The sequence below is a fragment of the Aquabacterium humicola genome, assembly GCF_030167915.1.
Classification (GTDB): Bacteria; Pseudomonadota; Gammaproteobacteria; order Burkholderiales; family Burkholderiaceae_C; genus Pseudaquabacterium; species Pseudaquabacterium humicola.
In genome coordinates this window covers 42,285-65,600 of record NZ_JARGNB010000005.1, presented here as the reverse complement: position 1 = coordinate 65,600, position 23,316 = coordinate 42,285, and the positions used below count along the sequence as shown (strand labels likewise).

22 protein-coding genes are annotated in these 23,316 nt (G+C 72.6%); 12 read left to right on the top strand and 10 right to left on the bottom strand.

Features of this window, described 5'->3' with window-relative positions; genetic code table 11:
• Window positions 1-47 precede the first annotated feature (47 nt).
• From P1K89_RS21560 to P1K89_RS21550, 3 genes are all read left to right on the top strand, one after another.
• A complete protein-coding gene (locus tag P1K89_RS21560; RefSeq protein ID WP_284618584.1) occupies window positions 48-1,040 on the top strand; it encodes a hypothetical protein in 993 nt (330 codons plus the stop codon).
• Window positions 1,041-1,051: 11 nt separating this feature from the next.
• Window positions 1,052-2,320, top strand: coding sequence for an MFS transporter (locus P1K89_RS21555; protein WP_284618583.1), 1,269 nt, complete (start codon window positions 1,052-1,054; stop codon window positions 2,318-2,320).
• 66 nt (window positions 2,321-2,386) lie between these two features.
• Window positions 2,387-2,854 (top strand): DUF1579 domain-containing protein, encoded by a 468-nt coding sequence (locus P1K89_RS21550; RefSeq protein ID WP_284618582.1) that lies wholly within the window; start codon window positions 2,387-2,389, stop codon window positions 2,852-2,854.
• 18 nt (window positions 2,855-2,872) lie between these two features.
• Here the strand turns inward: P1K89_RS21550 and P1K89_RS21545 are convergent, their stop codons facing one another.
• From P1K89_RS21545 to P1K89_RS21525, 5 genes are all read right to left on the bottom strand, one after another.
• On the bottom strand, window positions 2,873-4,759 hold the full coding sequence (locus tag P1K89_RS21545) for an ABC transporter substrate-binding protein (RefSeq protein WP_284618581.1): 1,887 nt from the start codon (window positions 4,757-4,759) through the stop codon (window positions 2,873-2,875).
• A gap of 106 nt (window positions 4,760-4,865) precedes the next feature.
• The gene (locus P1K89_RS21540) at window positions 4,866-5,276 is read right to left on the bottom strand and encodes a DUF1801 domain-containing protein (protein WP_284618580.1); all 411 of its coding nucleotides are present in this window, start codon (window positions 5,274-5,276) and stop codon (window positions 4,866-4,868) included.
• 95 nt (window positions 5,277-5,371) lie between these two features.
• Complete coding sequence (locus P1K89_RS21535; protein WP_284618579.1) at window positions 5,372-5,779, bottom strand: VOC family protein; 408 nt, start codon at window positions 5,777-5,779, stop codon at window positions 5,372-5,374.
• Window positions 5,776-6,282 (bottom strand): helix-turn-helix transcriptional regulator, encoded by a 507-nt coding sequence (locus P1K89_RS21530; RefSeq protein ID WP_284618578.1) that lies wholly within the window; start codon window positions 6,280-6,282, stop codon window positions 5,776-5,778. Before P1K89_RS21530 ends, P1K89_RS21535 begins: the two co-directional genes overlap by 4 nt.
• Window positions 6,279-7,208, bottom strand: a complete 930-nt coding sequence (locus P1K89_RS21525) for a LysR family transcriptional regulator (protein ID WP_284618577.1) — start codon at window positions 7,206-7,208, stop codon at window positions 6,279-6,281. Before P1K89_RS21525 ends, P1K89_RS21530 begins: the two co-directional genes overlap by 4 nt.
• Before the next feature lie 123 nt (window positions 7,209-7,331).
• Here P1K89_RS21525 and P1K89_RS21520 point away from each other — a divergent pair, with 123 nt between their 5' ends.
• The gene (locus P1K89_RS21520; RefSeq protein ID WP_284618576.1) at window positions 7,332-8,336 is read left to right on the top strand and encodes a zinc-dependent alcohol dehydrogenase family protein; all 1,005 of its coding nucleotides are present in this window, start codon (window positions 7,332-7,334) and stop codon (window positions 8,334-8,336) included.
• Here P1K89_RS21520 and P1K89_RS21515 read toward each other — a convergent pair.
• Window positions 8,320-9,489 carry an MFS transporter gene (locus P1K89_RS21515; protein ID WP_284618575.1) on the bottom strand — a complete coding sequence of 390 codons (1,170 nt, stop codon included), beginning with the start codon at window positions 9,487-9,489 and terminating at the stop codon, window positions 8,320-8,322. The two genes, P1K89_RS21520 and P1K89_RS21515, sit on opposite strands and share 17 nt — an antisense overlap.
• A 178-nt stretch (window positions 9,490-9,667) precedes the next feature.
• On the opposite strand from P1K89_RS21515, the gene P1K89_RS21510 reads away from it, so the two are divergent.
• Window positions 9,668-9,952: a 2TM domain-containing protein gene (locus P1K89_RS21510; protein WP_284618574.1), complete on the top strand. Its 285-nt coding sequence runs from the start codon at window positions 9,668-9,670 to the stop codon at window positions 9,950-9,952.
• Between the two features lie 27 nt (window positions 9,953-9,979).
• Here the strand turns inward: P1K89_RS21510 and P1K89_RS21505 are convergent, their stop codons facing one another.
• Entirely contained in the window at window positions 9,980-11,521 is a 1,542-nt protein-coding gene (locus P1K89_RS21505) for a toll/interleukin-1 receptor domain-containing protein (RefSeq protein WP_284618573.1), read from the bottom strand.
• Window positions 11,522-11,702: 181 nt separating this feature from the next.
• On the opposite strand from P1K89_RS21505, the gene P1K89_RS21500 reads away from it, so the two are divergent.
• Genes P1K89_RS21500 through P1K89_RS21490 form a run of 3 tightly spaced genes read left to right on the top strand, consistent with a single transcriptional unit; the run spans window position 11,703 to window position 14,006 of the window.
• Window positions 11,703-12,689 (top strand): hypothetical protein, encoded by a 987-nt coding sequence (locus P1K89_RS21500; RefSeq protein WP_284618572.1) that lies wholly within the window; start codon window positions 11,703-11,705, stop codon window positions 12,687-12,689.
• Window positions 12,686-13,438, top strand: coding sequence for a pseudouridine synthase (locus tag P1K89_RS21495; RefSeq protein ID WP_284618571.1), 753 nt, complete (start codon window positions 12,686-12,688; stop codon window positions 13,436-13,438). The genes P1K89_RS21500 and P1K89_RS21495 overlap by 4 nt, the downstream gene beginning before the upstream one ends.
• The gene (locus P1K89_RS21490; protein WP_284618570.1) at window positions 13,425-14,006 is read left to right on the top strand and encodes a histidine phosphatase family protein; all 582 of its coding nucleotides are present in this window, start codon (window positions 13,425-13,427) and stop codon (window positions 14,004-14,006) included. Before P1K89_RS21495 ends, P1K89_RS21490 begins: the two co-directional genes overlap by 14 nt.
• On the opposite strand, the gene P1K89_RS21485 is transcribed toward P1K89_RS21490, so the two are convergent.
• The gene (locus tag P1K89_RS21485) at window positions 13,962-15,773 is read right to left on the bottom strand and encodes a diguanylate cyclase (protein ID WP_284618569.1); all 1,812 of its coding nucleotides are present in this window, start codon (window positions 15,771-15,773) and stop codon (window positions 13,962-13,964) included. The genes P1K89_RS21490 and P1K89_RS21485 overlap by 45 nt on opposite strands.
• 202 nt (window positions 15,774-15,975) lie before the next feature.
• On the opposite strand from P1K89_RS21485, the gene P1K89_RS21480 reads away from it, so the two are divergent.
• Complete coding sequence (locus P1K89_RS21480) at window positions 15,976-16,902, top strand: DUF6929 family protein (RefSeq protein ID WP_284618568.1); 927 nt, start codon at window positions 15,976-15,978, stop codon at window positions 16,900-16,902.
• Window positions 16,903-16,918: 16 nt separating this feature from the next.
• Here the strand turns inward: P1K89_RS21480 and P1K89_RS21475 are convergent, their stop codons facing one another.
• Both P1K89_RS21475 and P1K89_RS21470 read right to left on the bottom strand, forming a co-directional pair.
• Entirely contained in the window at window positions 16,919-17,368 is a 450-nt protein-coding gene (locus tag P1K89_RS21475) for an SRPBCC family protein (RefSeq protein WP_284618567.1), read from the bottom strand.
• A gap of 42 nt (window positions 17,369-17,410) precedes the next feature.
• Window positions 17,411-18,415 carry an alpha/beta fold hydrolase gene (locus P1K89_RS21470; RefSeq protein WP_284618566.1) on the bottom strand — a complete coding sequence of 335 codons (1,005 nt, stop codon included), beginning with the start codon at window positions 18,413-18,415 and terminating at the stop codon, window positions 17,411-17,413.
• A 199-nt stretch (window positions 18,416-18,614) separates the two neighbouring features.
• Between P1K89_RS21470 and P1K89_RS21465 the strand changes: the two genes are divergently transcribed.
• The 3 genes from P1K89_RS21465 to P1K89_RS21455 all read left to right on the top strand — a co-directional run bounded on the left by P1K89_RS21465 (window position 18,615) and on the right by P1K89_RS21455 (window position 23,315).
• Window positions 18,615-19,106, top strand: coding sequence for a VOC family protein (locus P1K89_RS21465; RefSeq protein WP_284618565.1), 492 nt, complete (start codon window positions 18,615-18,617; stop codon window positions 19,104-19,106).
• A gap of 91 nt (window positions 19,107-19,197) precedes the next feature.
• A complete protein-coding gene (locus P1K89_RS21460) occupies window positions 19,198-19,731 on the top strand; it encodes a CHRD domain-containing protein (protein WP_284618564.1) in 534 nt (177 codons plus the stop codon).
• A gap of 89 nt (window positions 19,732-19,820) precedes the next feature.
• Window positions 19,821-23,315: an ATP-binding protein gene (locus tag P1K89_RS21455; protein WP_284618563.1), complete on the top strand. Its 3,495-nt coding sequence runs from the start codon at window positions 19,821-19,823 to the stop codon at window positions 23,313-23,315.
• The last annotated feature ends 1 nt before the right edge of the window (window position 23,316 follow it).

The window sequence follows — 23,316 nt, the reverse complement described above, 5'->3', positions numbered from 1 at the left end:
GCACGGCGCACCCATCGACCCTTTCCGAGCCCACAGGACGACCCACCATGACCCTGCCGACCCCGACCGCCCCCGCCGCCGACATCCAGCGCCAGCGCTACGCCAAGTGCGTCGAAGCCTCGAAGCGCGTGCGCTGGGACATCGATCGCGACATCCTCCGCGACCGCCGCTTCGACTACAGCCGCAGCTTCCTGCCGCGCGGGCTCTCGCTCGTCGACGAGCTGCCTTTCCTGACGGCTGACGAACGGCGCCTGCTGAGTCAGGTGCAGGGCCGCACCTACGCCTACCTGTTCGGGCTGGTGGAACGCTTCATCGCCGTCAAGACCATGGAGCTCGGCCGGGCCGAGGCCTTCGGCGACCAGACCGCCGTCGAGGCGCTGGTGCGCATGACCGACGAGGAGCTCAAGCACCAGGAGCTGTTCCGCCGCCTCGAGGCGATGATGGCCGCCGACATGCCGGCCGGCTACACGATGACCGCCGCGCCCAACGACGTTGCGCGCGCGGTGCTGGGCCAGAGCAACTGGGCCGTGCTGGCGCTGACGCTGCACATCGAGCTCTTCGTGCTGGCGCACTACCGCGCCAGCATCGAACCCGACACCAGCCTCAGCGAGCTGTGGAAGGACGTGTTCCTGTTCCACTGGAAGGAAGAGTCGCAGCACGCCACCATCGACGAGCTGGAACTGCTGAAGGAGGACGCCAAGCTCACGCCCGCGCAGCGCGATGCCGCGGTCGACGAGCTGATCGGCCTGGTCGGCGCGGTCGACGGCATCCTGCAGGCGCAGGCCAGGGCGGATGCCGCGTACTTCTGCGGCATGACCGGCCGCACGGCCCCGAGCGACGAGCGCCGCCGCATCGAGGACGGCGTGCTGAAGGCCTACCGGTGGCAATACATCGTCTCCGGCGTGATGGAACCGCGCTTCCAGAAGGTGCTGTTCTCGCTGGTGAACGAGGCGCAGGCCGCCCGCATCCAGGCGGCGCTGGCGCCGCTGGCCTACGCCGTGCCCGCGCAAGCCGAGCCGGCGCTGGCCGCGGCCGCCTGACGAGGCGCACGATGGACCGCCGCGCCTGGCTCGTCACGCTTGCCGCCGCCGCGCTGATGGCGCTCGCCTCGGGCCTGCGCGCGTCGGGCGGGCTGTTCGTCTCGCCGCTCAACAGCGCCAGCGGCCTCGGGCTGGCGACGATCAGCCTGCTCTTCGCCACCGGGCAGCTCGCGCTGGGCCTGGCGCAGCCGGTCATCGGCGCCTGGGCCGACCGCCACGGCAGCGCCCGCGTGGTGGCCGGCGGGGCGCTGGTGCTGGCGCTCGGCACGGCCCTGCTCGCGCTGCCGGGCGCGGGGCTCGCGCCAGGCGCCGCGCTCGCGGCGCTCGCCGTGGCCCTGTGCGCCGCGGCGATGGCCAACGGCGCGGTCGGCGGCAATGCGCTGCTCGTCGGCGAGCTCAACCGGCGCCTGCCCGCGGCGCACGCGGGCGTGGCCGTCGGCGTGTTGAGCGCGGGCGCCTCGATCGGGCAACTGCTCGTCGCGCCGGCCACGCAGGCGCTGATCGAGACCCGGGGCTTCGTGCCGGCCGCGCTGGCGAGCGCGGCGCTCGCGCTGTGCGCCTTGCCGCTGGCAGCCGTGCTGCGCCGCCCGGCCGGATCGAGCGACGTCGCGCCGGCCGCGCCGCTGGGCGATGCGCTGCGCGATGCGCGCTTCCTGCGCGTGGCCGCGAGCTTCGGCATCTGCGGCTTCCATGTCTCGTTCCTCGCTGTGCACATGCCGGGCGTGATCGAGCGCTGCGGCCAGGATGCCGCGCTGGCCGGCGCGTGGATCGCGGTGGCCGGCGTGGCCAACGTCGCCGGCAGCCTGGCGGTCGGCCGTGCGATGCCGCACGTGGACATCGCGCGCCTGCTGGCCGCGCTGTACGCCGTGCGGGCGGCGGGCATCGCGGCCTTCCTGTGCGCCGCGCCGAGCCGCACGTCGCTGGTCGCGCTGGCCCTGGTGATGGGCGCCAGCCACATGGCCACGCTGCCGCCGACGGCGCAGCTCGTCGCGCGCCAGCACGGCGTCGCGCGGCTGTCGAGCCTGCTCGGCATCGTGATGCTGGTGCACCAGGTCGGCGGATTCGGCGGCATCTGGCTCAGCGGCTGGCTCGCCGAACGCACCGGCCGCGACACGCCGTTCTGGATGGTGGACATCGCGCTCGCGCTGGCCGCGGCCGCGCTGGTGTGGCCCTTGCGCGCACGACGCGTCTCGTCGCAGCCTGCAGGCTGCGCGGCGTCGCGGCGCGGCGTGGGCGAGGTGCAGACGAGCGCCCGAACCGCCGCCGACGCGAATAGCTGACATGCGCTGTCAGTGTTACGGGCCTACGCTGCGGCGCCTGTGCATCCACCCCTCCGGAGACCCGCCATGAGCGCCCACGACTTCGATTTCTTTCACGGCCGCTGGACCGTGGCCCACCGCCGCCTGAAGGACCGCCTCGCCGGCTGCACCGAGTGGGAGCTGTTCGGCGGCACCAGCGACGTGCGGCCGCTGCTGGGCGGCGCCGCCAACATCGACGACAACGTCATCGACCTGCCCGGCGGCGCCTACCGTGCCGCGACGCTGCGCTCGTTCGACCCGGCGACGAGACAGTGGGCGATCTGGTGGCTGGACGGCCGCCACCCGCATGCCCTCGATGCGCCGATGCTCGGGCGCTTCGAGAACGGCATCGGCACCTTCTTCGCCGACGAGACCTTCCGCGGCCGGCCGATCACCGTGCGCTTCCTGTGGTCGGCCATCACGCCGACCACCGCGCGCTGGGAACAGGCCTTCTCGCCCGACGGCGGCCGCAGCTGGGAAACCAACTGGGAGATGGACTTCACGCGCGCGGCGTGAAGCCCGGCGTCCCGCTTCCTAGCGCTTCTTCGACGCGTCCCGCTTCGGGCCGTCGACGTCCACGTACTGCCACCACTGGTTGCCGAACGGCGGGCGGCGGTAGCCGGCGAGCCACGGGTGCACCAGTTCCAGCGCGACGCGGTGCACGCTGTACTTCATCGGCGCGTAGGCCAGCAGCAGCTTGTTGGCATCGTTGATCGCCTGCAGGCGCTCGGGTCCGTCCGGCAGCGACTGCATGCGGTCGTACAGGCGGTCGAAGGCGTCGAGCTTGAAGCGCGGCAGGTTCTGGCCGCCCGCGGCGGGGCCGTACACGGCCTGGAAGGCATCCTGCACGTCCGGGTTGCTGGCCGAGTAGCCGAGCTGCCAGGTCATCAGCTGGCCGGCCCGCGCGCGCTTGAGCTGCTCGGGCCACTTCGCCGTGACGATCTTCGTGCGCACGCCCAGCGCATCCATGTCGTGCTTCCACAGCTCGTCGAACTGGCGCGACGACTCGTCGGGTTGCGACGCGTAGTCGATGACCAGCGGCTGGCCGTCGGGCCGGTCGCGCCAGCCGTCGCCGTCGCGGTCGACATAACCGAACAGGTCGAGCAGCGCCTTCGCGCGCGGCAGGTTGTAGTCGCCGTTCTCGCTCTTGAAGTTGTCGTCGTAGCCGAAGGTGTGCGGCGAGATCATCGACTGCGCGGGGATCGCCTGGCCGCGGCGCACCAGCGTGATCTCGCGCTTGATGTCCATCGCCAGGCCCAGCGCGCGGCGCAGCGCGACCTTGTCGGCGGTATAGCCGCCGACCACCGGGTCTTCCATGTTGTAGTACAGCAGCACGCGGTCCGGCAGCAGCGTGCGGTACATCTTCAGGTTGCGCTTGGCCAGGTTGGGCGCCAGCTGGTTGTTCGGCGCCGCGATGCTGGCGAACTCGCCCGGCACCGAGATGTAGTCGATCTCGCCGTTCAGGAAGGCGAGCCAGCGGGGCTGGCTGGCCTCGATGATGCTGATCTCGACGCGGTCGACCATCGGCAGGCGCCGGCCCTTGAAGCGCTGCAGGATCGCCTGGCCTTCGGCATCGTCGGCCTGGGGCTCGGCGTCGTACAGCAGCTCGCGGTAGTTCGGGTTGCGCTCGAGCACGATGCGCGAACTGCGCCGCCACTCGGCGAGGCGGAACGGGCCGGTGCCGACCGGGTGGGCCATCGTGTCGCCGGCATAGGCCTCGATCACCTCGCGCGCCACCGCGCCCACGGTGCTCGAATCGGCCAGCTGGAACAGCAGCCGCGGGCGCGGCGCCTTCAGGTTGAACTGCAGCGTGTAGCGGTCCAGCGCCTTCAGGCCATCGATCGGCGTGTCGTAGTCGAACGGCGTCTTGTTCTTGATCGCCCGCTCGCGCAGCTCGTCGAGGCCGATGATGCCGGCTTCCTGCCAGGTCGAGATGCCCGGGCTCTTGTTCGTCGGGTCGAAGGTGCGCTTGATCGCGTAGACGTAGTCCTCGGCCACCAGCTCGCGCTTGCGGCCCTTGAACGCCGGGTCGTCGACGAAGTGGATGCCGGGCTGGATGCGGATGGTCCAGGTCTTGAATTCATTGGTGACCTCCGGCAGCGCGGCCGCGGTGTGCGGCTTGATCTTGTACGGCCGCGCGAGGTAGTCGTACTTGTAGAGCGCCTCGAACAGGTGCGCGGTGACGATGCGCGAATAGAGGTCGCTGATCTGCGCCGGGTCGAAGCCGGTCTCGGCGATCAGGAACGCATAACGCAGCACCTTCGGCGCGGTGGCCGTCGGGGCGCCGGCCGGAGCTGGTGCCGCGGCGGGATGGAGGGCCGGCGCGGAGGCCGACGGCGGGGCGGAAGCCCCTTGGGCGCCGGCAAGGGCGGCGCCGGCGATCAGGAACAGCGACAGGGCCCGTCGCAGGACACGCTTCATGGGGAATGCCTGTGAGTTGAGGGCGGCCCGCCGGGTGGGCGGGCGCCCGAAAGCCGCGAGTATCGTCGCGCGGCTTCCCCAGGGATTCGTCAGCGCCCCCTCGGTTTCACCGCTTGCGCTGCGTGGCCGAGCGGTTGAAGTCGGCGGCGGCCTTGAACAGCGCGGTCAGCGCCTTCCTGTCGAGCTCGGCGACTTCGGCGAAGTCGATCGCGCGGCGCACGTTGCCGTCGAGGCTCGAATTGAACAGGCCCGCCGGGTCGGGCAGCGAGGCGCCGTGCGGGAAGGTCAGCTTCACGACCTTCTTGTAGCTCTCGCCGGTGCAGACGATGCCGTCCTGCGACCACACCGGATTGCTCCACTTCCATTCCTCGGTGACTCCGGGCAGCGCGGCGTGGATCAACGCGCGCAGCGTCGCCAGCAGCTCGCCGCGCCAGTCGCCGAGTTCGGCGATGCGGCCGTCGATCAGCGCGCTGGCCGAGCCGGCGGTGCCGGCCGGCGTCGTCGGCTCGCGCTTCATGCGGCCACCCGCCGCTGTCCCTGGGTCCGGTTCACGAGGGTCTCCTTTCGTCGTCATCAGTGCGATGTAGGCCAGGCACATCGTGGCCACCGGGTTCAACCGCGCGACTGGATCAGTTTCCAGCCGTTGCCCGACGGGTCGCGGAAGCTCGCGTCGACGCTGCCGTAGCGCTCCACCGGTTCCTGCGTGAACTCCACGCCGCGTCCGAGCAGGCGGTCGTACGTCGCCCGGCAGTCGTCCACCGTCATCACCAGCGGCGGCATCGCGCCCTTGGCGACCAGCGCCTTCAGCGTCTGCGCGCTGGCCGCGTCCACCGTCGGCGGCCCGGGCACGAACAGCCCGAGCTGGAACGACGGCTGGTCGGGAAGCTGCACCGTCAGCCAGCGGTAGTCGCCATTGCGGGCGTCCGTGTGCACGCGGAAGCCGAGCTTGTCGACATAGAAGGCGATCGCCTCGTCCTGGTCTCGCACGTAGAGACCCACCACCTGAACACCTTGCGTCATTTGTTTGACTCCGTTCCGTTTTCGACAGACCGGTTTGTACCGGCGTCCTCCTGGCGGCGCTTCTCCGAAACTGCTGTCGTCAGGTCGGGACGCTGCCCGGCGGCCAGGAAGCACGGCGGCACCTGGTCCAGCGCGTTCGCGGCGGCACGCGCGCGTTCGCGCACCGCGCGCGGGCTCTCGCCGGTGATGTCGCGGAAGGTGCGGCCGAAGGTGCCCAGGCTTTCCCAGCCGGTCTGGAACGCGATGTCGATGATCGGCTGGTCGGTGTCGCGCAGCAGCGTGGTCGCGCGCTCGATGCGGCGCGTCAGCAGGTAGCGGTGCGGCGGCACGCCGAACGCCTGCTTGAACGAACGCGCGAAGTGGGCCTCGGACACGCCGCTGACGTCCGCCAGCCGCGCCACCGGCCAGGCCTCCTGCGACGCGGCGTCCATGCGGTCCTTCGCGCGCAGCAGGCGGCGCAGCAGCTCGGGGTCCTGCGGCGGCGGGGCGACGGGTTTGCTCATCGGGACACGAGCCCGCTTTCCAGCGCCTGCGGCAGATCGGCCGCCAGGCGGTCGATCGCCACGCGCGTCTTCATCGGCAGGAACGGCGTGTGCGGCCACACGGCATGCACTGCCATGCGCTGCGCATGCCGGCCTTCCCACACCCAGCGCAGCGTGCCGGCCTGCACGTGCGCCGCGGCCAGCCAGCGCGGCAGCCGCGCGATGCCGTGGCCCGCGAGCACCGCGTCGGCGATCGCGTCGAGGTCGTCCATGCGGATGCGGCGCTGCACGCGAAGTTCCTGCTCGACCCCGCCGGCGCCGGCCGCGAGCCACGGCGATTCGGGCCCGCTGCGCGCGTAGACGATGCCGACGTGGCGCTCGAAGTCGTCCGCCGTCTTCGGCATGCCGTGCCGGCGCAGGTAGCGCGGCGCCGCGCACAGCAGGAAGTCGAAATGGCCCAGCGAACGCGCCGCCAGCGTGCTGCTGTCGCGCAGCGGGCCCAGCCGCAGCGCGAGGTCGATGCCGTCCTCCAGCAGGTCGATCACGCGGTCGTTGAACGAGAGCTCGAGGTCCAGGCGCGGGTGCGCGTTCAGCAGCCGCGCGAGGATGGGCGCGGCGAGGTGCCGCCCCAGGTGCAGCGGCACGCTGACGCGCAGGCGCCCCGTCAGCTGGCGGTCCTTCGCGTCCAGCGAGGCTTCGGCGGCGTCGATCTCGGCCAGCGCGCGCTTGCAGCGCTCGAAGTAGGCCTGGCCGTCCTCGGTCAGGCTCTGGCGCCGCGTCGAGCGGTTGAAAAGCCGCGTGCCCAGCCGCCGTTCCAGGCCGGCCACCTGCTTGCCGACGGCCGAGCGCGTCATGCGCAGGCGTTCGGCGGCGACGGCGAAGCTGCCGGCCTCGGCTGCCTGCACGAAGGTGGCGACGCCCTTGAGGCGGTCTGCGGCATGGGTCATTGGCGCATTCTCGGCTCGATTGGTTCCAGATCGGCAACTCTGATCGTCCGAAGATGAATCAATGGCGATGCTGTGGACCCCTAGAGTGCGTGGCAAGACAAGTCACCCCCAGGAGCATCTGCCATGCAGGCCTACCACCTTCACCGCGGCCAGGGACCGGCCGGCCTCGAACGCTGCGAGCTGCCGACGCCGCCGGTCGGCCCGCACGACGTGCGGGTGCGCGTGCATGCCGTGTCGCTGAACCACCGCGACCTGACGATCGCCGCATCGACCGCGCCGGTGCCGCCGCACGTGCCGCTGTCCGACGGCGCCGGCGTGGTCGTCGCGGTGGGCGAGGCGGTGACGCGGCTCGCGGTCGGCCAGCGCGTGATGAGCAACTTCTTCCCGCGCTGGGCCGACGGCCCGCCGACGCCGGAGAAGACCGCCGGCGCGCTCGGCGGCCGCGGGCCCGGCCTGCTGGCCGAGGAGGTGGTGCTGCCGGAGTCGGCCTGGGTGGTGCTGCCCGACGGCCTGGACTTCCGCCAGGCCGCGACGCTGCCCTGCGCCGGCGTCACCGCCTGGAACGCGCTCTTCGGCGACGACCCGGCGCGGCCCGGCGACACCGTGCTGGCGCTGGGCACCGGTGGCGTCTCGTTGTGGGCGCTGCAGCTGGGCCGCGCCGCGGGGCTGCGCATGATCGTGACGTCGTCGGACGAGCACAAGCGCGAACGGGCGCTGGCGCTCGGCGCCTTCGCGACGATCAACCACCGCAGCATGCCCGACTGGGCGCCACGCGTGCGCGAGCTCGCCGGCGGCCGCGGCGTCGACCGGGTGCTGGAGACCGCCGGCCGCGAGACGCTGGCGCGCTCGATGGCCGCGACGCGCCATGGCGGCACCGTCGCGGTCATCGGCGGCACCTCGGGCTGGGGCGGCGAAGTGGATGCCGATGCGCTGATCGACGGCGCGCTGCGGCTGCGCGGCGTGCTGGTCGGCAGCCGTGCGATGGCGGAGTCGCTGCTGCGTTTCGTCGAGACCGCGCACTTCGCGCCGCTGATCGACCGCGTCTTCCCCTTCGGCCAGGCGCGCCAGGCCTACGAGCACCTCGCCGCGCAGCAGCACTTCGGCAAGGTGCTCATCGAGATCGGCTGAGCACCGGCGACAACGCGACGCTCAGCACCACCAGCGGCAGCCCGAGGCCGAAGGTCCATCGGATGCCCCAGTGCTCGGCGACGAAGCCGAGCAGCGGCGGCGCCAGCAGGAAGCTGACGAAGGAGATCTGCGCCAGCGCGGCGACGTTGGTGGCCGCCGGCCGGTCCGTGCGCTGCGCGGCCGCCGACATCGCCAGCGGGAACATCACGCTGGTGCCGATGCCGATCAGTGCGAAGCCCAGCAGCGCCAGCGGCATCGCCGGGGCGCCGGCCACCAGCGCGGTGCCCGCCGCCAGCACCGCGAGCAAGGTGCGCGCGATCGCGCGCGGGCTGTGGCGCTCGACGAAGCGGTCGGCGACATAACGCGCGATGCCCTGGGCCAGCGCGACGCAGGTGACGGCCAGCGCGCCCTGGAACGGCACCGCGCCGAAGACGTCGCGCATGTAGATCGCCGACCAGTCGATGCCCGCGCCTTCGAGCACCAGCGCCGACAGCGAGAACAGCACCAGGCCCATGATCGCCAGCGTCGGCCGCGCGACGTGGTGGGCGGGCTCGTCGCTGGTGCCGGCACGCTGCGGCGCGTCGTCGAAGCGGCCCAGCAGCCCCAGCACCAGCAGCGCGGTCAGCGGCACCATCGCCGCCAGGTGCCACTGCGGCGGGATCGCCAGCCGTGCGGCCAGCGAACCGAGCAGCCCGGCGCCGAAGAAGCCGAAGCTCCAGAACGCGTGCGCGCGGTTCATGATGCGGCGGCCGCCCTGGTGCTCGACGCGGTCGGCTTCCAGGTTCACCACCAGCTCGATCGTGCCGATGCACAGCCCCGCCGGCAGCAGGCACAGGAACAGCGCCAGCGGCCCGCGCGCATGCGCGGCCAGCGCGTAGAACACCGGCAGCAGCGGCATCAGCCACAGCAGCGTGCGCCGGTGGCCGAGGCGCTCGACCGGCCGGCCGGCGACGCTCAGCGCGATCAAGGTGCCGCAGGCCGCACCGATCAAGCCGAGGCCGAGCTCGCCTTCGCTGACGCCCATCGAGCGCTGCAGCTCCGCCAGCCGCGGGAAGAAGCCGCCGAAGCTGAACGCGTACAGGAAGAAGGCCGCGAACACCTGGCGGTGTGCGGGCAGCGGCAGGGCGAAGCGGCGGACGGCGTGCAGGGCCACGGCGGGGTGGAGGGCAGGGCGCGGGAAGCGGGCGATCCTGCCACGGACGCCGGCCGCGTCTCGCGGCCCGGGGCCGTCGTTTCGCGCGCGCCGGCCGCCGTTTCGTCGCCGGTCGCTGGCCCGGCGCCGAGCGGCGACGCACGATGCGTCCATTCCCACCGACACCCGGAGACCGACGATGACCACCGACCGCGACAGCCTGCAAGCCCGAGCCCAGCGCCGCGTGCGCCGCAAGATCGGCTTCTTCATCCACGCCACCGTCTACGTGCTGGTGAACCTGGGCCTGTTCCTGCTGAACCAGGTCACCGGCGACACCCGCTGGCACCAGTTCCCGCTGCTGGGCTGGGGCCTGGGCCTGGCGATCCACGGCGCGGTGACCTTCCTCGGCCTGGCGACCGACGGGCTGCGCCGGCGCATGCTGGACCACGAGATGCGGGTGCTGCAGCGCGCCGAAGGGCGCTGAAGCGGCTGGACCGCGCGTCGGCGCGAATCAGCGCCCGTGCTGGACGATGCGATCGACCGAAGCCGCCAGCTGCTTGAACACGGCCTCGCGCTCGGCGGGGGCCATGCCCTGCAGCGGCTTGGTCATGTCGTTGACGAACTGGTATTGCTCGAGCCGCGCGGCGTCGCCGGACAGGTGGACGTCGCCGCCGTAGACGCACAGGACCTGTGCGCCGCCGGCTTCCGCTGCACTAAGCAGCGCTGGAAGCTCGGACTCGCGGATGAAGCTCGAGGCCAGGAAGTCAGGCGTCAGAACCACGATGGCCACGCGCGCGCGGCGCAGGGCCGCGTCGATCTCCGCACGCCAGCGGTCGCCGGGCCGGATGCGCGAGTCATCCCACACCTCGACCTTGTCCGGCGGCAACGCCCCGAGGTGGGTCCGGATTCGTTTGACCCACCCCGTCCGCTGTTCCGCCGCGTGCGAATAGCTGATGAACACCGTGTCGCGCTGAGCCTGGCCCGCCGGTGGCAGAAGGTTCGCCCGATCGATCTCGTCGAAGAGACGGTCGGCAGCGCCTTGCAGCTGCATCAGCTCCAGCACCTCCTGCAGTTCCCCGCGCGACACGTGGCGTCGCATCACTCGGTCGAGTGCGAGTCGCGCTTCCGGGAAGATCGTGCGGGTCTGGTCGAAGTCGGTCAGGATGCGGCCGCGGTGCGTACCTTCGACATACACGTCCTTCATCCAGTCGACGGCCTCGTCGAATGAACCGTCGATGTCCGGCCTGAACGTGACATAGGTGGCGTAGGTGCGTGGGGTGCCCTCGAAGGCGCTGACGAAGCTCACCGCCACCGTGGCCTCGGGCTCCAGGCGCGGCTTCGGCCGGCATCGCTCCACCGCGTCGACCTTGACGTACAGCCGAGGCATGCGCGCGGCGGCATCGAACAGCCGCGAGAAGGGGTCGGGCGGAAACGCCAGCGTGCCGCGCACGCGCGCGCAGAACGGCTTGCGCCCGCGGATGTCCGCCAGCAGTTCAAGGTACAGGTCTTGCGGGATCGCGATCGGAATGCCGGCATGCGCCACGCCGGCGGATGAAGCCGAGACGAGCCAATGCAGCGTGCCCTCGATCGGAATGGGCCTCAGCCGCACGCACCCGACGCCCCCCTCCAGCATCGACAACTTTCCTCTCGGTGCAAGCACCACGGTGTAGTCCGCGGCTGTGGAAGGCTCGCGATGCACGCCCGGCTTCCCCTGCTCAAGGCTGGGCATGCGGTATTGGAGAGCCTCGTCGCGCACCCATTTCGCGTGCGGCGCGTGGTAGAGGCCAGGAGCACGCGGAAACCAATCGAAGAGTACAAACCGGTCCAGCAAGACACGCATTCCGGGGATCAACTGGTCATCGATCACCTGGCGCCAGAAGTCCTCGTCGGCGGTGAACGCGATCTCACGCGCCTTGTCACGCGATCGAGGCGGCGGACGGCTGCCGGGCAGCAGGTACGACATGGTTCCGAACAGCGGCCTGAGCACCGCCGAGGCTTCCCATGACCCGACCGGCTGCAGCGGAACCTGCCAGCGCGTGAGGGAACGTTCCATCGAGCTTCTCCCCGTCTGGTGGGCGAGCCGGCGGCATGCGCCCGGACGAGGCCGAGCATTGGACCCAGGCGGTCTGCGCGTCAAGCGCCCCGTGGGGCGAGCGCCGCGCCGCCGATGGCGATCGTCCCCAACGTTGATGAGCCCTACACTGCCCCTCGATCACCGATCCGAGGGCCGCCCGATGGACATTGCCGTGCTCCAGGCCGACGCGCTTGCCGTGGCGGCCGATGTGCTCGTCCTCAAGCACGCACAGGGCCTGTACGGCGTCGACGCGCTGGTGGTGCAGCGCCTGGACAGCCACGCGGCGGGTGTGTTCCCGAAAGTGCCGCTGCCGCCGCCGGGCTCGGCCAGCCTCGTCGATTCCAGGGGCCTGCTCGGGGCCGCGGCCCTGCTCTTCATCGGCGTCGAGCGGCTCGGCGACTTCGGCTATGCCGAGATCCGCGCGTTCGCGCGCCGCACGCTCGAGGACCTCGCTGACCGGCTGCCGGACACGTCGAGCGTGGCGATGACCGTGCATGGCGTCGGCTTCGGGCTCGACGAGACCGAGGCCTTCCGCGCGCAACTGGCGGGCCTGCTGGAAGCGTTGCAGCGCGGCCGCTTCCCGCCGGCGCTGCGCCGCATCGCCATCGTCGAGCACAACCCGGGCCGCGCGCAGCGGCTGCAGCGCGAGCTGGCCGTCACCTTCCCGGGCGGCGCCATCGATGTGCCGCGCCTGCAGGGCCGCGCCGACCAGACGCTGCCGACCGCCGCGCTGCGCACGGCCGGCGCGCCGTCGCGCGACAAGCCGCATGTCTTCGTCGCGATGCCGTTCGCGAAGGAGTTCGACGACCGTTTCCACTACGGCATCGAAGCCGCGATCCGCAGCGCCGGCTACCTGTGCGAGCGGGCCGACATGGCCTCGTTCACCGGCGACGTGATCGCCTGGGTGAAGCAGCGCATCGACTCCGCGCGGCTGCTGGTGGCCGACCTGAGCGGCGCCAACGCGAACGTCTACCTGGAGATCGGCTACGCCTGGGGCCGCGGCGTGCCCACGGTGCTGCTGGCCGGCGACCAGAAGGAGCTGCTGTTCGACGTGCGCGGCCAGCGTTGCCTGGTCTACGACAGCATCCGCTCGCTCGAGACGCAGCTGACGAGGGAACTGCAGCAGCTGGGGACGGCCGCGCCGTGAACGCCAGCGATCCGGCAGCGGCGCCGCTGCGGCTGCTGCATGCCGACGAGCACCTGGTGGCGATCGACAAGCCGCCCGGCCTCCTGGTGCACCGCAGCGCGCTCGACGCGCACGAGGACCTCAACGCGCTGGACCTGCTGCGCGCGCAGCTCGAGCTGCCGCTGTGGACCGTGCACCGGCTCGACAAGGGCACGTCCGGCGTGCTGCTGTTCGCGCGCAGCGCCGACGCCGCGCGCGCGATCGGCGCGGCCTTCGAGGCCGGGCAGGTGCACAAGCGCTACCTCGCGCTGGTGCGCGGCTGGCCGGACGCGCAGGGCGAGATCGACCAGCCGCTGGCGCGCGACCCCGAGCGCCCGTCCACCGGCCAGCAGCATGTCGAGGCGTTCACGCGTTATCGAACGCTCGCGCGCCACGAATGGCCGTTCCCCGACGGGCGCCATGCGACGAGCCGTTACGCGCTGGTCGAGGTCGAGCCGCTGACCGGCCGCCGCCACCAGATCCGCCGCCACTTCAAGCACATCGGCCATCCGCTGATCGGCGACAGCACGCACGGCAAGGGGCCGCACAACCGTGCGGTGGCGGCGTGGCTGGGCACGGCGCGGCTGTGGCTGCATGCGGCCCGCCTGCAGCTGCCGGCATTCGATGGCCGCGCCGGTTGTGTGATAGAGGCGATGCCCGGCGACGAGTGGCGGCGCCTGCTGCCGGACACCGCACCGGCCACACCGGAGGTTCACGATGCAGCGCCGTGACGTGTTGATCGCCGGCCTCGCCGCCGGCTGCGGCGCTGCGCACGCTGCCAGCGAGGCCGACATCGCCGCGCGCCTGGCCGCCGGCGGCGTGGTGATCGCCTTCCGCCACTCGCTCGCGCCCGGCACCTACGACCCGCCCGGCTTCCGCCTCGACGACTGCGGCACGCAGCGCAACCTCAACGACGAGGGCCGCGCGCAGGCGCAGCGCATCGGCGCATGGTTCCGCGCTCGGCGGCTCGAGCCCTCGGCGGTGCGCTCGAGCCCGTGGTGCCGCTGCGTGGACACCGCGCGCCTGGCCTTCGGCCGCGCGGAGCCGTGGGCCGCGCTCGGCTCGCCGCGCGCCGGCAGCGAGTCGACCAGCGAGGCCGCGCTGACCGCGCTGCGGCAGGCGCTCGCCGTGGCGAGCGCCAGGCGCGGGCGCTTCGACGCGTGGGTCACGCACCAGTTCGTGCTGACGGCGCTGCTGGGGGCGCAGCTCGCCGCCGGCGTCGGCTCCGGCGAGGGCCTGCTGCTGGACGCCGATTCAGCCGGCCTGCCGCGACTGCTCGGCCGGCTCGCCCTCGCGTGAGCCGTCGCCGGCCATCGCGACCCGATCGCGCCCCGCGTCCTTTGCGCGGTAGAGCGCCATGTCGGCCGCCTGCAGCAGCTGGTCCAGGCTCATGCCGTCGGCGCGCACCGCGACGCCGAAGCTCGCGGTGAAGGCCACCGCCTGGCCGTCGGCCAGCACCAGCGGCGTCTTCGCGAAGGTCTCGCGCAGCCGCTCGGCGAGCATGCGGGCCTGTTCGGCGCCGGTCTCGGGCAGCAGCATCACGAACTCCTCGCCGCCCCAGCGCGCGACGATGTCGCCACCGCGGCAGGCGGCGCGGATGCGCTCGGCGACGTCGGTCAGCGTGCGGTCGCCGCCGGCGTGGCCGTGGCGGTCGTTGATGCGCTTGAAGTGGTCGATGTCCAGCACGATGGCCGACAGCGGCCGCGCATTGCGCGACGCGGTGAGGTACACCGGCAGCGCCTGCTCGAGGAAGCCGCGGCGGTTGTGCAGGCCGGTCAGCGGGTCGTGCTCGGCCAGCTCGCGGGCGCGCGCGCCGTCCTCGCGCTGGCGGCGCAGCCGCAGGCCCAGCGCCAGCGCCCAGATCGTCGCTTCGAGCATCACGCCGGCCTCGACCGCGTGGAAGGTGACGATGTTGAACGGCAGCACGCCCATCACCGCCAGCGTCGTCACCAGCGTGCCGAGCATGCTGGCCAGCGTCGCGACCACGAAGATGCCGGCCTGCTCGCGGCCGCGCCGCTGCGCCACCAGCCCGAGGCCGACCATCGATAACGTGAACAGCGTGATGTAGGCGAAGGCCAGGTGCACCGCGGCGAGCTGCACGTTCACCGCGATGAACAGCGCCATCGTCGCCAGCGCGCCGCGCACGGTCCAGCAGACGATGCGGTCGAGCCGCGGCGCGTGTTCCTGCAGCGCCAGGAAGCTGCGTGCGAAGGTCAGCCCGGCGCTGGAGAACAGCACCATGCCGAGCAGGATCGCGTAGCGGCCGATGCCCGGCGCGTCGGGCCAGGCCAGCTGCGGGCCGATGCCGGAGTACGCCAGGTGCATGTAGAGGTAGGCGCCGACGTAGCCGACGTAGCGCAGGTGGTTGCGGTCGCGCAGCGCCAGCCACAGCAGGCCATAGGTGGCCACCAGCGCCAGCAGGAAGCCGTGCACCAGCCCCATCCAGTGCTGCACGTCGCCCTCGATCGCGGCAGTGGCGTGCAGCGGGATCAGGCGCAGCGTCATCGCCGCGGCATCGACGCTGTCGGCGCGCACGAAGACCTCGCTGCGGCCCGGCGGCAGCAGCGTGTCGAAGCCGAAGCCCATGCCGATGCGCAGGTAGCGGCCGGGCGAGCGTTCGTCGCCGGCGGACCAGTGCTGCTGCGCGCGGTCCTGCGCGGCATCGCCGGCGACCAGCCAGACGTCGATGCGGTCGACCCAGCCCTCGGCCGCGTACAGGCGATAGGCCAGTGGCACGTCGCCCGGGTTGTGCACCACCAGGTGCATCCAGCGGGGCGGCGCGGCATTGCCGAGGTTGGGCACCTCGGCAGCCGACGGGCGGAAGGCCCCGGCGGCGAGCTGCGCGCGCGCACCGGCCAGGTCGAGCGGCCGGCCGGGCGTCTCGTCGAACAGGCTGGCGTGCGCGCCGAGCGGGCCGGTCAGCGCGGCGGCGGTGGCCGTCGTGCCGGCCGCCGGCGGCCCGGTCACGCCCTGCGGCCCGACCACCACCCCCTGTGCCCAGCACGGCAGCACCGCGGCCAGCCATGCCAGCACGGCCAGGCCCCAACGCACACACCCAACGCCCACGACGACCTCCATCCGGCGCGCGCGGCGTCAGGCCGCGCGCGCGAGGCGTGATGGTTACCGGGCGGGCGCCATCGACCCATCGCGACGAACCCTGATGCCGTGGCCCGCGGGGGTCTGAAGTGCGCCGAAGTGGTGCACCCGGCCGCGTTCGACGGCGCGCAGGTCCGCTGCCGTACGCAGGGCCGGGCGGCAGAATCGCGCGATGTTGTCCGTCGAGCTCGTCCGCCATCTGACCGTCGCCGATGCCGCGGGTGCGGCCATGCCGCTCAGCGCGGCCAGCGGCCTCGTCGCGTTGCGCGGCCACCTGGCGGTGGTCGCCGACGACGAGCACACGCTCGGGCTGTTCCGCATCGGCGACGCGGGACCCGGCCGGCTGCTGCCGCTGTTCGCGGGCGGCTTGCCGGCCGAGCACCATGCGCGCAAGGCGGCCAAGCCGGACCTCGAGGCGCTGACCGTGCTGCCACCCTTCGCCGGCCACCCGCACGGCGCGCTCTTCGCGGCCGGCTCGGGCTCGACGCCGAATCGCCGGCGCGGCGCGCTGTTGGCGCTGGACGGGCACGGCCTGCCGGCGGGCCCTGTTCGCATCGTCGACCTGTCGCCGCTGCACGAGGCGCTGCGCACGACGCTGGGCGAGCTGAACCTCGAGGGCCTGCTGGTCGCCGACGACGATGTCTGCCTGCTGCAGCGCGCGCACCGCGGCCTGCCGGTGGGGGCCTGCGTGCGTTATCGCCTGGCGGGCGTGCTGCGCTGGCTCGCCGGCGAAGCGGCGGCGCCCGCGCCGCGCACGATCGAGCACCATGACCTCGGCGCGATCGGCGGGGTGCCGCTGGGCTTTACCGACGGCGCCGCGCTGCCCGGCGGCGGCTGGCTGTTCTGCGCGGCCGCCGAGGACACCGCCGACAGCTACCTCGACGGCGCGAATGCCGGCTCGGTGGTCGGCCATGTGGATGCGCACGGGCGCGTGCGTGCCGTGCACGCGCTGGCATCGACGGCCAAGGTCGAGGGCATCACGATCGATCCGGACCCGGTGGCCGACACCGTGTGGCTGGTCACCGATGCGGACGACCGGCAGGTGCCGGCCGCGCTGCTGCGCCTGCGGCTGTCGGCCGTGCTGGCGCCGGCGGCCTGATCGTCGGGGCCGCCGATCAGCCCGGGATCTCGGGCTCGACCAGCCGCGCGAGGTGGCGCAGTGATTCCTGCCAGCCGAGGTAGCAGGCCTCGACCGGGATCGACTCGGGGATGCCTTCCTGCACGATGGTCACCTCGGTGCCGCAGGACACCGCCTTCAACGTGACGGTGGTCTGCATCAGGCCGGGCAGGTTGAGGTTCTCGTCGAAGCGGCAGTCGTAGCGCACGCGCTCGCCGGGCTGGAGCTCGAGGTACTGGCCGCCGAACGAATGGCTGTTGCCCGACGTGAAATTGGTGAACGACATGCGCCAGCGGCCGCCCACCTTGGCGTCCATTTCATGCACGTGACCCGTGAAGCCATTGGGCGGCAGCCAGCGCGCGAAGGCGTCGGGATCGGTGAAGGCGCGGTAGAGCTTGTCGGGCTTCGCGGTGAAGACGCGGTGCAGGCGGACGGTGTTGCCGGACATGGGGTGCTCCTGGGATAGTGGTTCGATCGGCTGGCAGAGTATTCAGCGCTTCACTTGCGACGCCCAGCTGCGCACATCGCTGCGCCCGTCGAGGAAGGGCAGTACGGTGGCTGCCAGCCGCGGCGACACGAACAGCTCGTAGTGCGTCAGGTCCGGCAGGATCGCGAGGCGATTGCGCGACATGTGCTCGCGCTGCCAGCCGGCATCGCGCAGGCCGCCGCCGAGCAGCTGGTAGAAGCGCACGACGTGCTCGGGCCGGAACATGTCGCTGTCGCCGTAGACCAGCATCACCGGCATCTTCAGCGTCTTGACGTCCGCGGCCCAGTCGTAGGGCTGGCGCATCAGCTCGCCCATGCGGTCGAGCAGCTTCGGGAAGTCCTGCGGCCGCGGCGCCACCTTGGCGTAGCTCTCGTACATCGGCGTGCCCTTCATCGCGTCGGCCATCGCGGCGCCGACCTGCGCCTGCATCGGCAGCATCTCGGGGTAGAAGCCGTCCTGGGCGAACGCACCGGAGGCCAGCACGAGGCGGCGCACCTTCTGCGGGTGCTGCACTGCGAGGCGGAACGCGACGCCGGCGCCCATCGAATAGCCGAGCACGTCGACCTGGCCGAAGCCCAGCTGGTCGAGCACGCCGGCCAGGTCGTTGCCCATGTCGGGCAGGCTGATCGGGCGATCGCCCAGCGGCGTGCGGCCGTGGCCGTGCAGGTCGACGGCGATCACGCGCCGCGACTTCGCCAGCGCCGGCAACACCGGGCCGAACATGTCGATCGAGCCGAGGCCGCCGTGCAGCAGCAGCAGCGGCTCGCCGGTCCGGCCGTGGATCTCGTAATAGTAGGCAATGCCGTTGGCCGTGATCCGGCCGCTGGCGGCCGGGCGCGGCTGGGCCGCCTCTGCGGCGGACTTCGCGGCGGGCCGCGCCGCCGGCTCGGCGGCCTGCGCCGGCGCGGCCCAGAGCAGTGCCAGCGTCGCGAGCAGGGCCATCAGGCCGGTGAGCAGGGTCGCATGCGGGCGGCGCGCGCGCCGGGCGGGGTGGAATGTCAGGTTCATCGGAAGCTCCTCGGGTGGTGGATGGCAGCCTGTTGCAGGCGCTCATCTGCACGACGATCGAACCCGGCCGGAATCGACAGCCGCCCACAAGGTTTTTTTGGTTCAACCTGTGTAGGAGCACTCCGACTCCCACCGCCGGCCACCCGGGTGGAAGATCGCAGGTCCGCGCGGTTCGCGCGCTGCGATCGAAGGAAATGCCATGCCCTCCAAGAAAGCGCCCAAGAACACCATCTGCATCTGGTACGACCGTGACGCCGAAGCGGCGGCCCGCTTCTATGCCGAGACCATTCCGGACAGCCGGGTCGGCGCGATCCACCGTGCGCCCGGCGACTACCCGTCGGGCAAGCAGGGCGACGTGCTGACGGTGGAGTTCACCGTCGCCGGCATCCCGTGCATCGGCCTGAACGGCGGTCCCACGTTCAAGCAGACCGAGGCCTTCTCGTTCCAGATCGCCACCGACGACCAGGCCGAGACCGACCGGCTGTGGAACGCCATCGTCGGCAACGGCGGCCAGGAAAGTGAATGCGGCTGGTGCAAGGACAAGTGGGGCCTGTCGTGGCAGATCACGCCGCGCGTGCTGATCGATGCGGTCACCGATGCCGACCCGGCGGTGGCCAAGCGGGCGTTCGACGCGATGATGACGATGAAGAAGATCGACATCGCGGCGATCGAGAAGGCCCGGCGCGGCTGAAGCGCATGCAAGCCCCGCGGGAATAGACACGCTGCCCGCCGCGTAGACGTCTGCACCACGGTCGTGGTGCAACGTGCGGAAGGAGCATGCGATGAAACGTTTCCCCTGGATGGGCGTGTCGATGGTCGTGCTGGGCGCTTTCGCGGTGACCGCCCGGGCCGACGGTCCGCCGGAGATGCGCGCGCAACTGTCCGGCTACAACGAGGTGCCGGCGGTATCGACCAAGGCGAGCGGGTACTTCAAGATGCGCATCGACCGCCAGGACGCGACGATCGCCTGGGAGCTGCATTACGAAGGCATCGAGACCCCGGTGCTGCAGGCGCACATCCACTTCGGCCAGCACTCGGTCAATGGCGGCATCTCGGTGTTCCTGTGCACGAACCTCGGCAATGGACCGGCCGGCACGCAGGCCTGCCCAGCGGGCCAGGCGACGCTGAGCGGCACCATCACCGCGGTCGATGTGCTCGGCCCGGGCGGCCAGGGGCTCGCGGCGAGCGAGTTCGACGAACTGCTCGCGGCCATGCGTTCCGGCGTCACCTACGCCAACGTGCACAGCCAGCAATTCCCGGGTGGCGAGATCCGCGGCCAGATCGGCAAGGGCGAAGGCGGCGGCCACAAGCACTGAGCCACCTGAAGCACGCAAGCCCGGGCGACGGCCCGCGCCCGGGCGGGCGCCATGGCTGCGGCCGCGCCGGCTGCTTATGATCCGGCGCGATGGCTGCCGTCGCCCCGCGCGAACCGATGCTGCGGCTGCAGCTGCTGGGACCTGCCTGCCTGCTGCGTGACGACGGCCGCGTGCAGCACGTCGGCACGCGCAAGGCGCTGGCACTGCTGGCGCTGATCGCGTTCGAAGGCGCCATGGCGCGCAGCACGCTGTCGTCGATGCTGTGGCCCGATGCCGAGGCCGGCGCGGCCCGCCGCAACCTGCGCCGCGAGCTGTTCCGCCTGCGCCGCGTGGGCCTGGGCATCGCCGAGTCCGACGGCGGCGGCCTGGCGCTCGAAACGGCGCTGGCCGTCGATGCGTTGTCGCTGCTGCACGAAGGCCGCGTGCCCGAGCGCATGGGCGTGACGATGGAGGGGCTCGATGGTGTCGGCAGCCCCGATTTCGACGCCTGGCTGCAGCGCTGGCGCATCCGCCTGGCCGATCGCCACGACGAGGCCCTGAGCGCCGCGGCCGACAGCGCCGAGCGCGGCGGCGACCTCCACCGCGCGCTCGAGCTGCAGGGCCGGCGCTGGGACGCCGACCCGTGCAACGAACGAGCGGCGATCGCCGTGATGCGCCTGCAGGCCGCGTCCGGCCATCGCGCCGCGGCCCTGGCGGCTTATGCCCGGCTCACCGCGGCGCTGCAGGCCGAGCTGGAGACCGCGCCGTCGCCCGCGGCGCAGGTGCTGGCCGCCTCGCTGCGCGGGGCGGAGAAGGCGCCGGCCGAGCCCGCCGCGCGCCCGGCGGTGGCCATCGTGAGGGACCCGGTGGCGAGTGCCCCGGTGGCGAGCGCCCCGATGCCGAACACCGGGCTGCCGGTGCAGGTGCCGTTCGTACCGCGCCATGCCGCGATGCAGCGCGTGCTGACCGCCTGGGGACGTGGCCAGCGCGTCTACCTGCACGGGCCGGCCGGCACCGGCAAGACGCGCCTGGCCAGCGAGCTGGCCGCCTCGCGCGGGCCCTGGCTGCGCGTCGCCTGCGAGCCGCACGACGCGCTGCAGCCCTGGGCCTCGGTGGTGCGCGTGCTGCGTGCGCTGCGCGCATCGGCGCCGGAGGTCGATCTGCCGGAATGGGTGCGGCGCGAGCTCGCGCAGCTGATGCCCGAATGGGGCGAGCCGGTGCAGGCCCTGGCCACCGACGAAGCGCGGCAGCGCCTGCTCGGCGCCGCGGCCGAAGCCTGGCGGCTGCTGATGCTCGACAACTTCAGCGCCTTCGTGCTCGACGACTGGCACTGGAGCGACGCGGCCAGCATCGAGCTGTGGTCGCGGCTGGACAGCGGCGAGGCCGGCGGCGGCAACGGTGTCGCGTGGATCGTCGGCTACCGCAGTGCCGAGCTGCCGCGCACCGCGCTCGAACGCATGCGCAGCGACATCGACCACCAGCGCGGAGCGGCCGTGGCGCTCGAAGGCTTCGCCGAGGCCGAGGTGCTGGCGCTGACGCACGCGCTGTCCGGCGCCGGTGGCGGGCGGCTGTTCTCGCAGCGCCTGCACCGGGCCACCGAAGGCAACCCCTTCTTCATGCTCGAGACGCTGCGCCACCTGTTCGAGCAGGGCCTGCTCTTCGCCGACAGTGGCGGCGAGGGCTGGAGCACACCGTTCGACGAGCAGACCGAGGCCTACGAGGAACTGCCGGTGCCGCCGAGCGTGCGCGCCGCGGTGCTGGCGCGGGTGCGCGCGCTGGGTGCCCCGGTGCAGCGGGTGCTCGAGGCGGCCAGCCTGCTCGGCGGCGAGATCGATGCGCGGCTGCTGGCGAGCTTCGGCGAGGCCGGGGCCCACCACGCCGTCGACGACGAAGAGGCGGTGATCTCGGCGCTCGAGCATGCACGCTCGGCGCAGCTGGTGCACGAGACCGCGAACGGCTGGCGCTTCGCGCACGACCTCGTGCGCCAGTCGCTGGTGCAGGGCCTGTCGGGCGGCCGCCGCCGGCTGCTGCACGAGCGGCTGGCGCGCCGGCTGGAGTCCGTCGGCGCCGCGCCCGCGCTGACCGCCGCGCAGTGGGAAGCCGCGATGCAGCCGGCCAGCGCGCTGCCCTGGCGCCTGGCCGCGGCGCAGGCGGCGCTCGAGGTGCATGCGCTGGCTGAAGCCCTGATGCACTTCGAGCAGGCACTGGCCGATGGGGCGCGTGGGGCGGACGCGGCCCGGATACACCTCGCGTGCGCCGCGGTGCATCGCCGGCGCAGCGACATGGCCGCCGCCGATGCGGCGTTCGCGGCCGCCGTGGCCGCGGCCTCCGAGCGCGATGCGGCGCCCGGCGCGGCGCCCGCCGATGCGGCATCGGCCGTGCTCGATGTGCTGGGCGTGCAGCTCGCGCGCGCCGAGCACCTGTGCCTGACCGACCGCATTCCCGAGGGCCTCGCGGTGCTGGAGGCGCTGGCGCCGGAGCTGGCCGGTGCGACCCCCGCCCAGCGCGCGATGGCGCTCGCCGTGCGCGGCTCGGGACTGATGCGCACCGGCCGCCTGCCTGAAGCGATGGCCGCGCTGGGCGACGCCGCGGCCCTGCTGGAGACGCTGCCGGCGCAACGGCAGGAACTGGCGACGCTGCTGCTCGACCTGGCGCGGTGCAGCAACTGGCACGGCGACCTCGACGCCTGCGAGCGCCATGCCCGGCGCGCGGTGGCGGTGCATGAATCGATCGGCAATACGGCCGGCCTGGCCAGTGCGCTGTCCTCGCTGTGCCTGCTGCACAACGTGAAGGGCGAGCGCGAGCAGGCGCTGGCGGTCGGCGAGCGGGCACGCGCCCTCGCGGCGCGCAGCGGCAACGTGCCGGTGCACCGCGAAGTGAATTTCCAGTTGCTGCAGGCCTACCTGGACGCCGGCGAGACCGACGCCGTGCTGCGGCTGCTGGACGAAGGCGACGCGCTGGCACCGGCGGCCGACAACCGCGGCCGCACCAACTACCAGGCGGCACGCTTCTTCGTGCACTTCCTGCGCGGCGAAGTCGAGGCGGCGCGCACGGCGGCGGCCGACCTGCTGCGCATGTCGCGCTCCCAGTCGAACACGCTGGCCCGCATCGGCTACCTGCTGATGGTGGCCGACCTGCACGTCGACCTCGGCGAGTGGGCCGCGGTGCGGCCGCTGCTGGACGAAGCGTTCGCCGCGTCCGCTGCGGTGGGCGACGCGGGCTGGTTCGCGTCCAACATGGCGATCAAGCAGGCGACGCTGGCGCTGGCCGAAGGCCGGCAGGCAGACGCGCTGGCGCTTCTGCCGACGAACGTGCAGGACGAGGTCGACGTGCGCTTCCACTGCGCCTACCTCGGCAGCGCGGCCGCCCGTGCGCAGGGCCGGCCCGACGAGGCGCGGCGCTGGCTGGACACCGTGGCCTTCGACGACGACGCGCCGGTGCATCCGCTGGCCTGCTGGCTGGAGCAGCGGCTGATGCTGGCGGCCGCGACCGCGCGCGCCGACCAGCCGGCACTGGCACGCGCCGAAGCGCTGCTCGCCGGGGGCAGCGTGCCGGTGCTGCTGCGCGAGCGCCTGCGCGCCGCGGTGGCCGCCGCGCCGCGGTGAA

Excerpts from the sequence above, each read along its gene's own strand:
- P1K89_RS21560 (WP_284618584.1), top strand. The coding sequence starts at position 48 with ATGACCCTGCCGACCCCGACCGCCCCCGCCGCCGACATCCAGCGCCAG.
- P1K89_RS21555 (WP_284618583.1), top strand. The coding sequence starts at position 1,052 with ATGGACCGCCGCGCCTGGCTCGTCACGCTTGCCGCCGCCGCGCTGATG.
- P1K89_RS21550 (WP_284618582.1), top strand. The coding sequence starts at position 2,387 with ATGAGCGCCCACGACTTCGATTTCTTTCACGGCCGCTGGACCGTGGCC.
- P1K89_RS21545 (WP_284618581.1), bottom strand. The coding sequence starts at position 4,759 with ATGAAGCGTGTCCTGCGACGGGCCCTGTCGCTGTTCCTGATCGCCGGC.
- P1K89_RS21540 (WP_284618580.1), bottom strand. The coding sequence starts at position 5,276 with ATGAAGCGCGAGCCGACGACGCCGGCCGGCACCGCCGGCTCGGCCAGC.
- P1K89_RS21535 (WP_284618579.1), bottom strand. The coding sequence starts at position 5,779 with ATGACGCAAGGTGTTCAGGTGGTGGGTCTCTACGTGCGAGACCAGGAC.
- P1K89_RS21530 (WP_284618578.1), bottom strand. The coding sequence starts at position 6,282 with ATGAGCAAACCCGTCGCCCCGCCGCCGCAGGACCCCGAGCTGCTGCGC.
- P1K89_RS21525 (WP_284618577.1), bottom strand. The coding sequence starts at position 7,208 with ATGACCCATGCCGCAGACCGCCTCAAGGGCGTCGCCACCTTCGTGCAG.
- P1K89_RS21520 (WP_284618576.1), top strand. The coding sequence starts at position 7,332 with ATGCAGGCCTACCACCTTCACCGCGGCCAGGGACCGGCCGGCCTCGAA.
- P1K89_RS21510 (WP_284618574.1), top strand. The coding sequence starts at position 9,668 with ATGACCACCGACCGCGACAGCCTGCAAGCCCGAGCCCAGCGCCGCGTG.
- P1K89_RS21505 (WP_284618573.1), bottom strand. The coding sequence starts at position 11,521 with ATGGAACGTTCCCTCACGCGCTGGCAGGTTCCGCTGCAGCCGGTCGGG.
- P1K89_RS21500 (WP_284618572.1), top strand. The coding sequence starts at position 11,703 with ATGGACATTGCCGTGCTCCAGGCCGACGCGCTTGCCGTGGCGGCCGAT.
- P1K89_RS21490 (WP_284618570.1), top strand. The coding sequence starts at position 13,425 with ATGCAGCGCCGTGACGTGTTGATCGCCGGCCTCGCCGCCGGCTGCGGC.
- P1K89_RS21480 (WP_284618568.1), top strand. The coding sequence starts at position 15,976 with ATGTTGTCCGTCGAGCTCGTCCGCCATCTGACCGTCGCCGATGCCGCG.
- P1K89_RS21475 (WP_284618567.1), bottom strand. The coding sequence starts at position 17,368 with ATGTCCGGCAACACCGTCCGCCTGCACCGCGTCTTCACCGCGAAGCCC.
- P1K89_RS21470 (WP_284618566.1), bottom strand. The coding sequence starts at position 18,415 with ATGAACCTGACATTCCACCCCGCCCGGCGCGCGCGCCGCCCGCATGCG.
- P1K89_RS21465 (WP_284618565.1), top strand. The coding sequence starts at position 18,615 with ATGCCCTCCAAGAAAGCGCCCAAGAACACCATCTGCATCTGGTACGAC.
- P1K89_RS21460 (WP_284618564.1), top strand. The coding sequence starts at position 19,198 with ATGAAACGTTTCCCCTGGATGGGCGTGTCGATGGTCGTGCTGGGCGCT.
- P1K89_RS21455 (WP_284618563.1), top strand. The coding sequence starts at position 19,821 with ATGGCTGCCGTCGCCCCGCGCGAACCGATGCTGCGGCTGCAGCTGCTG.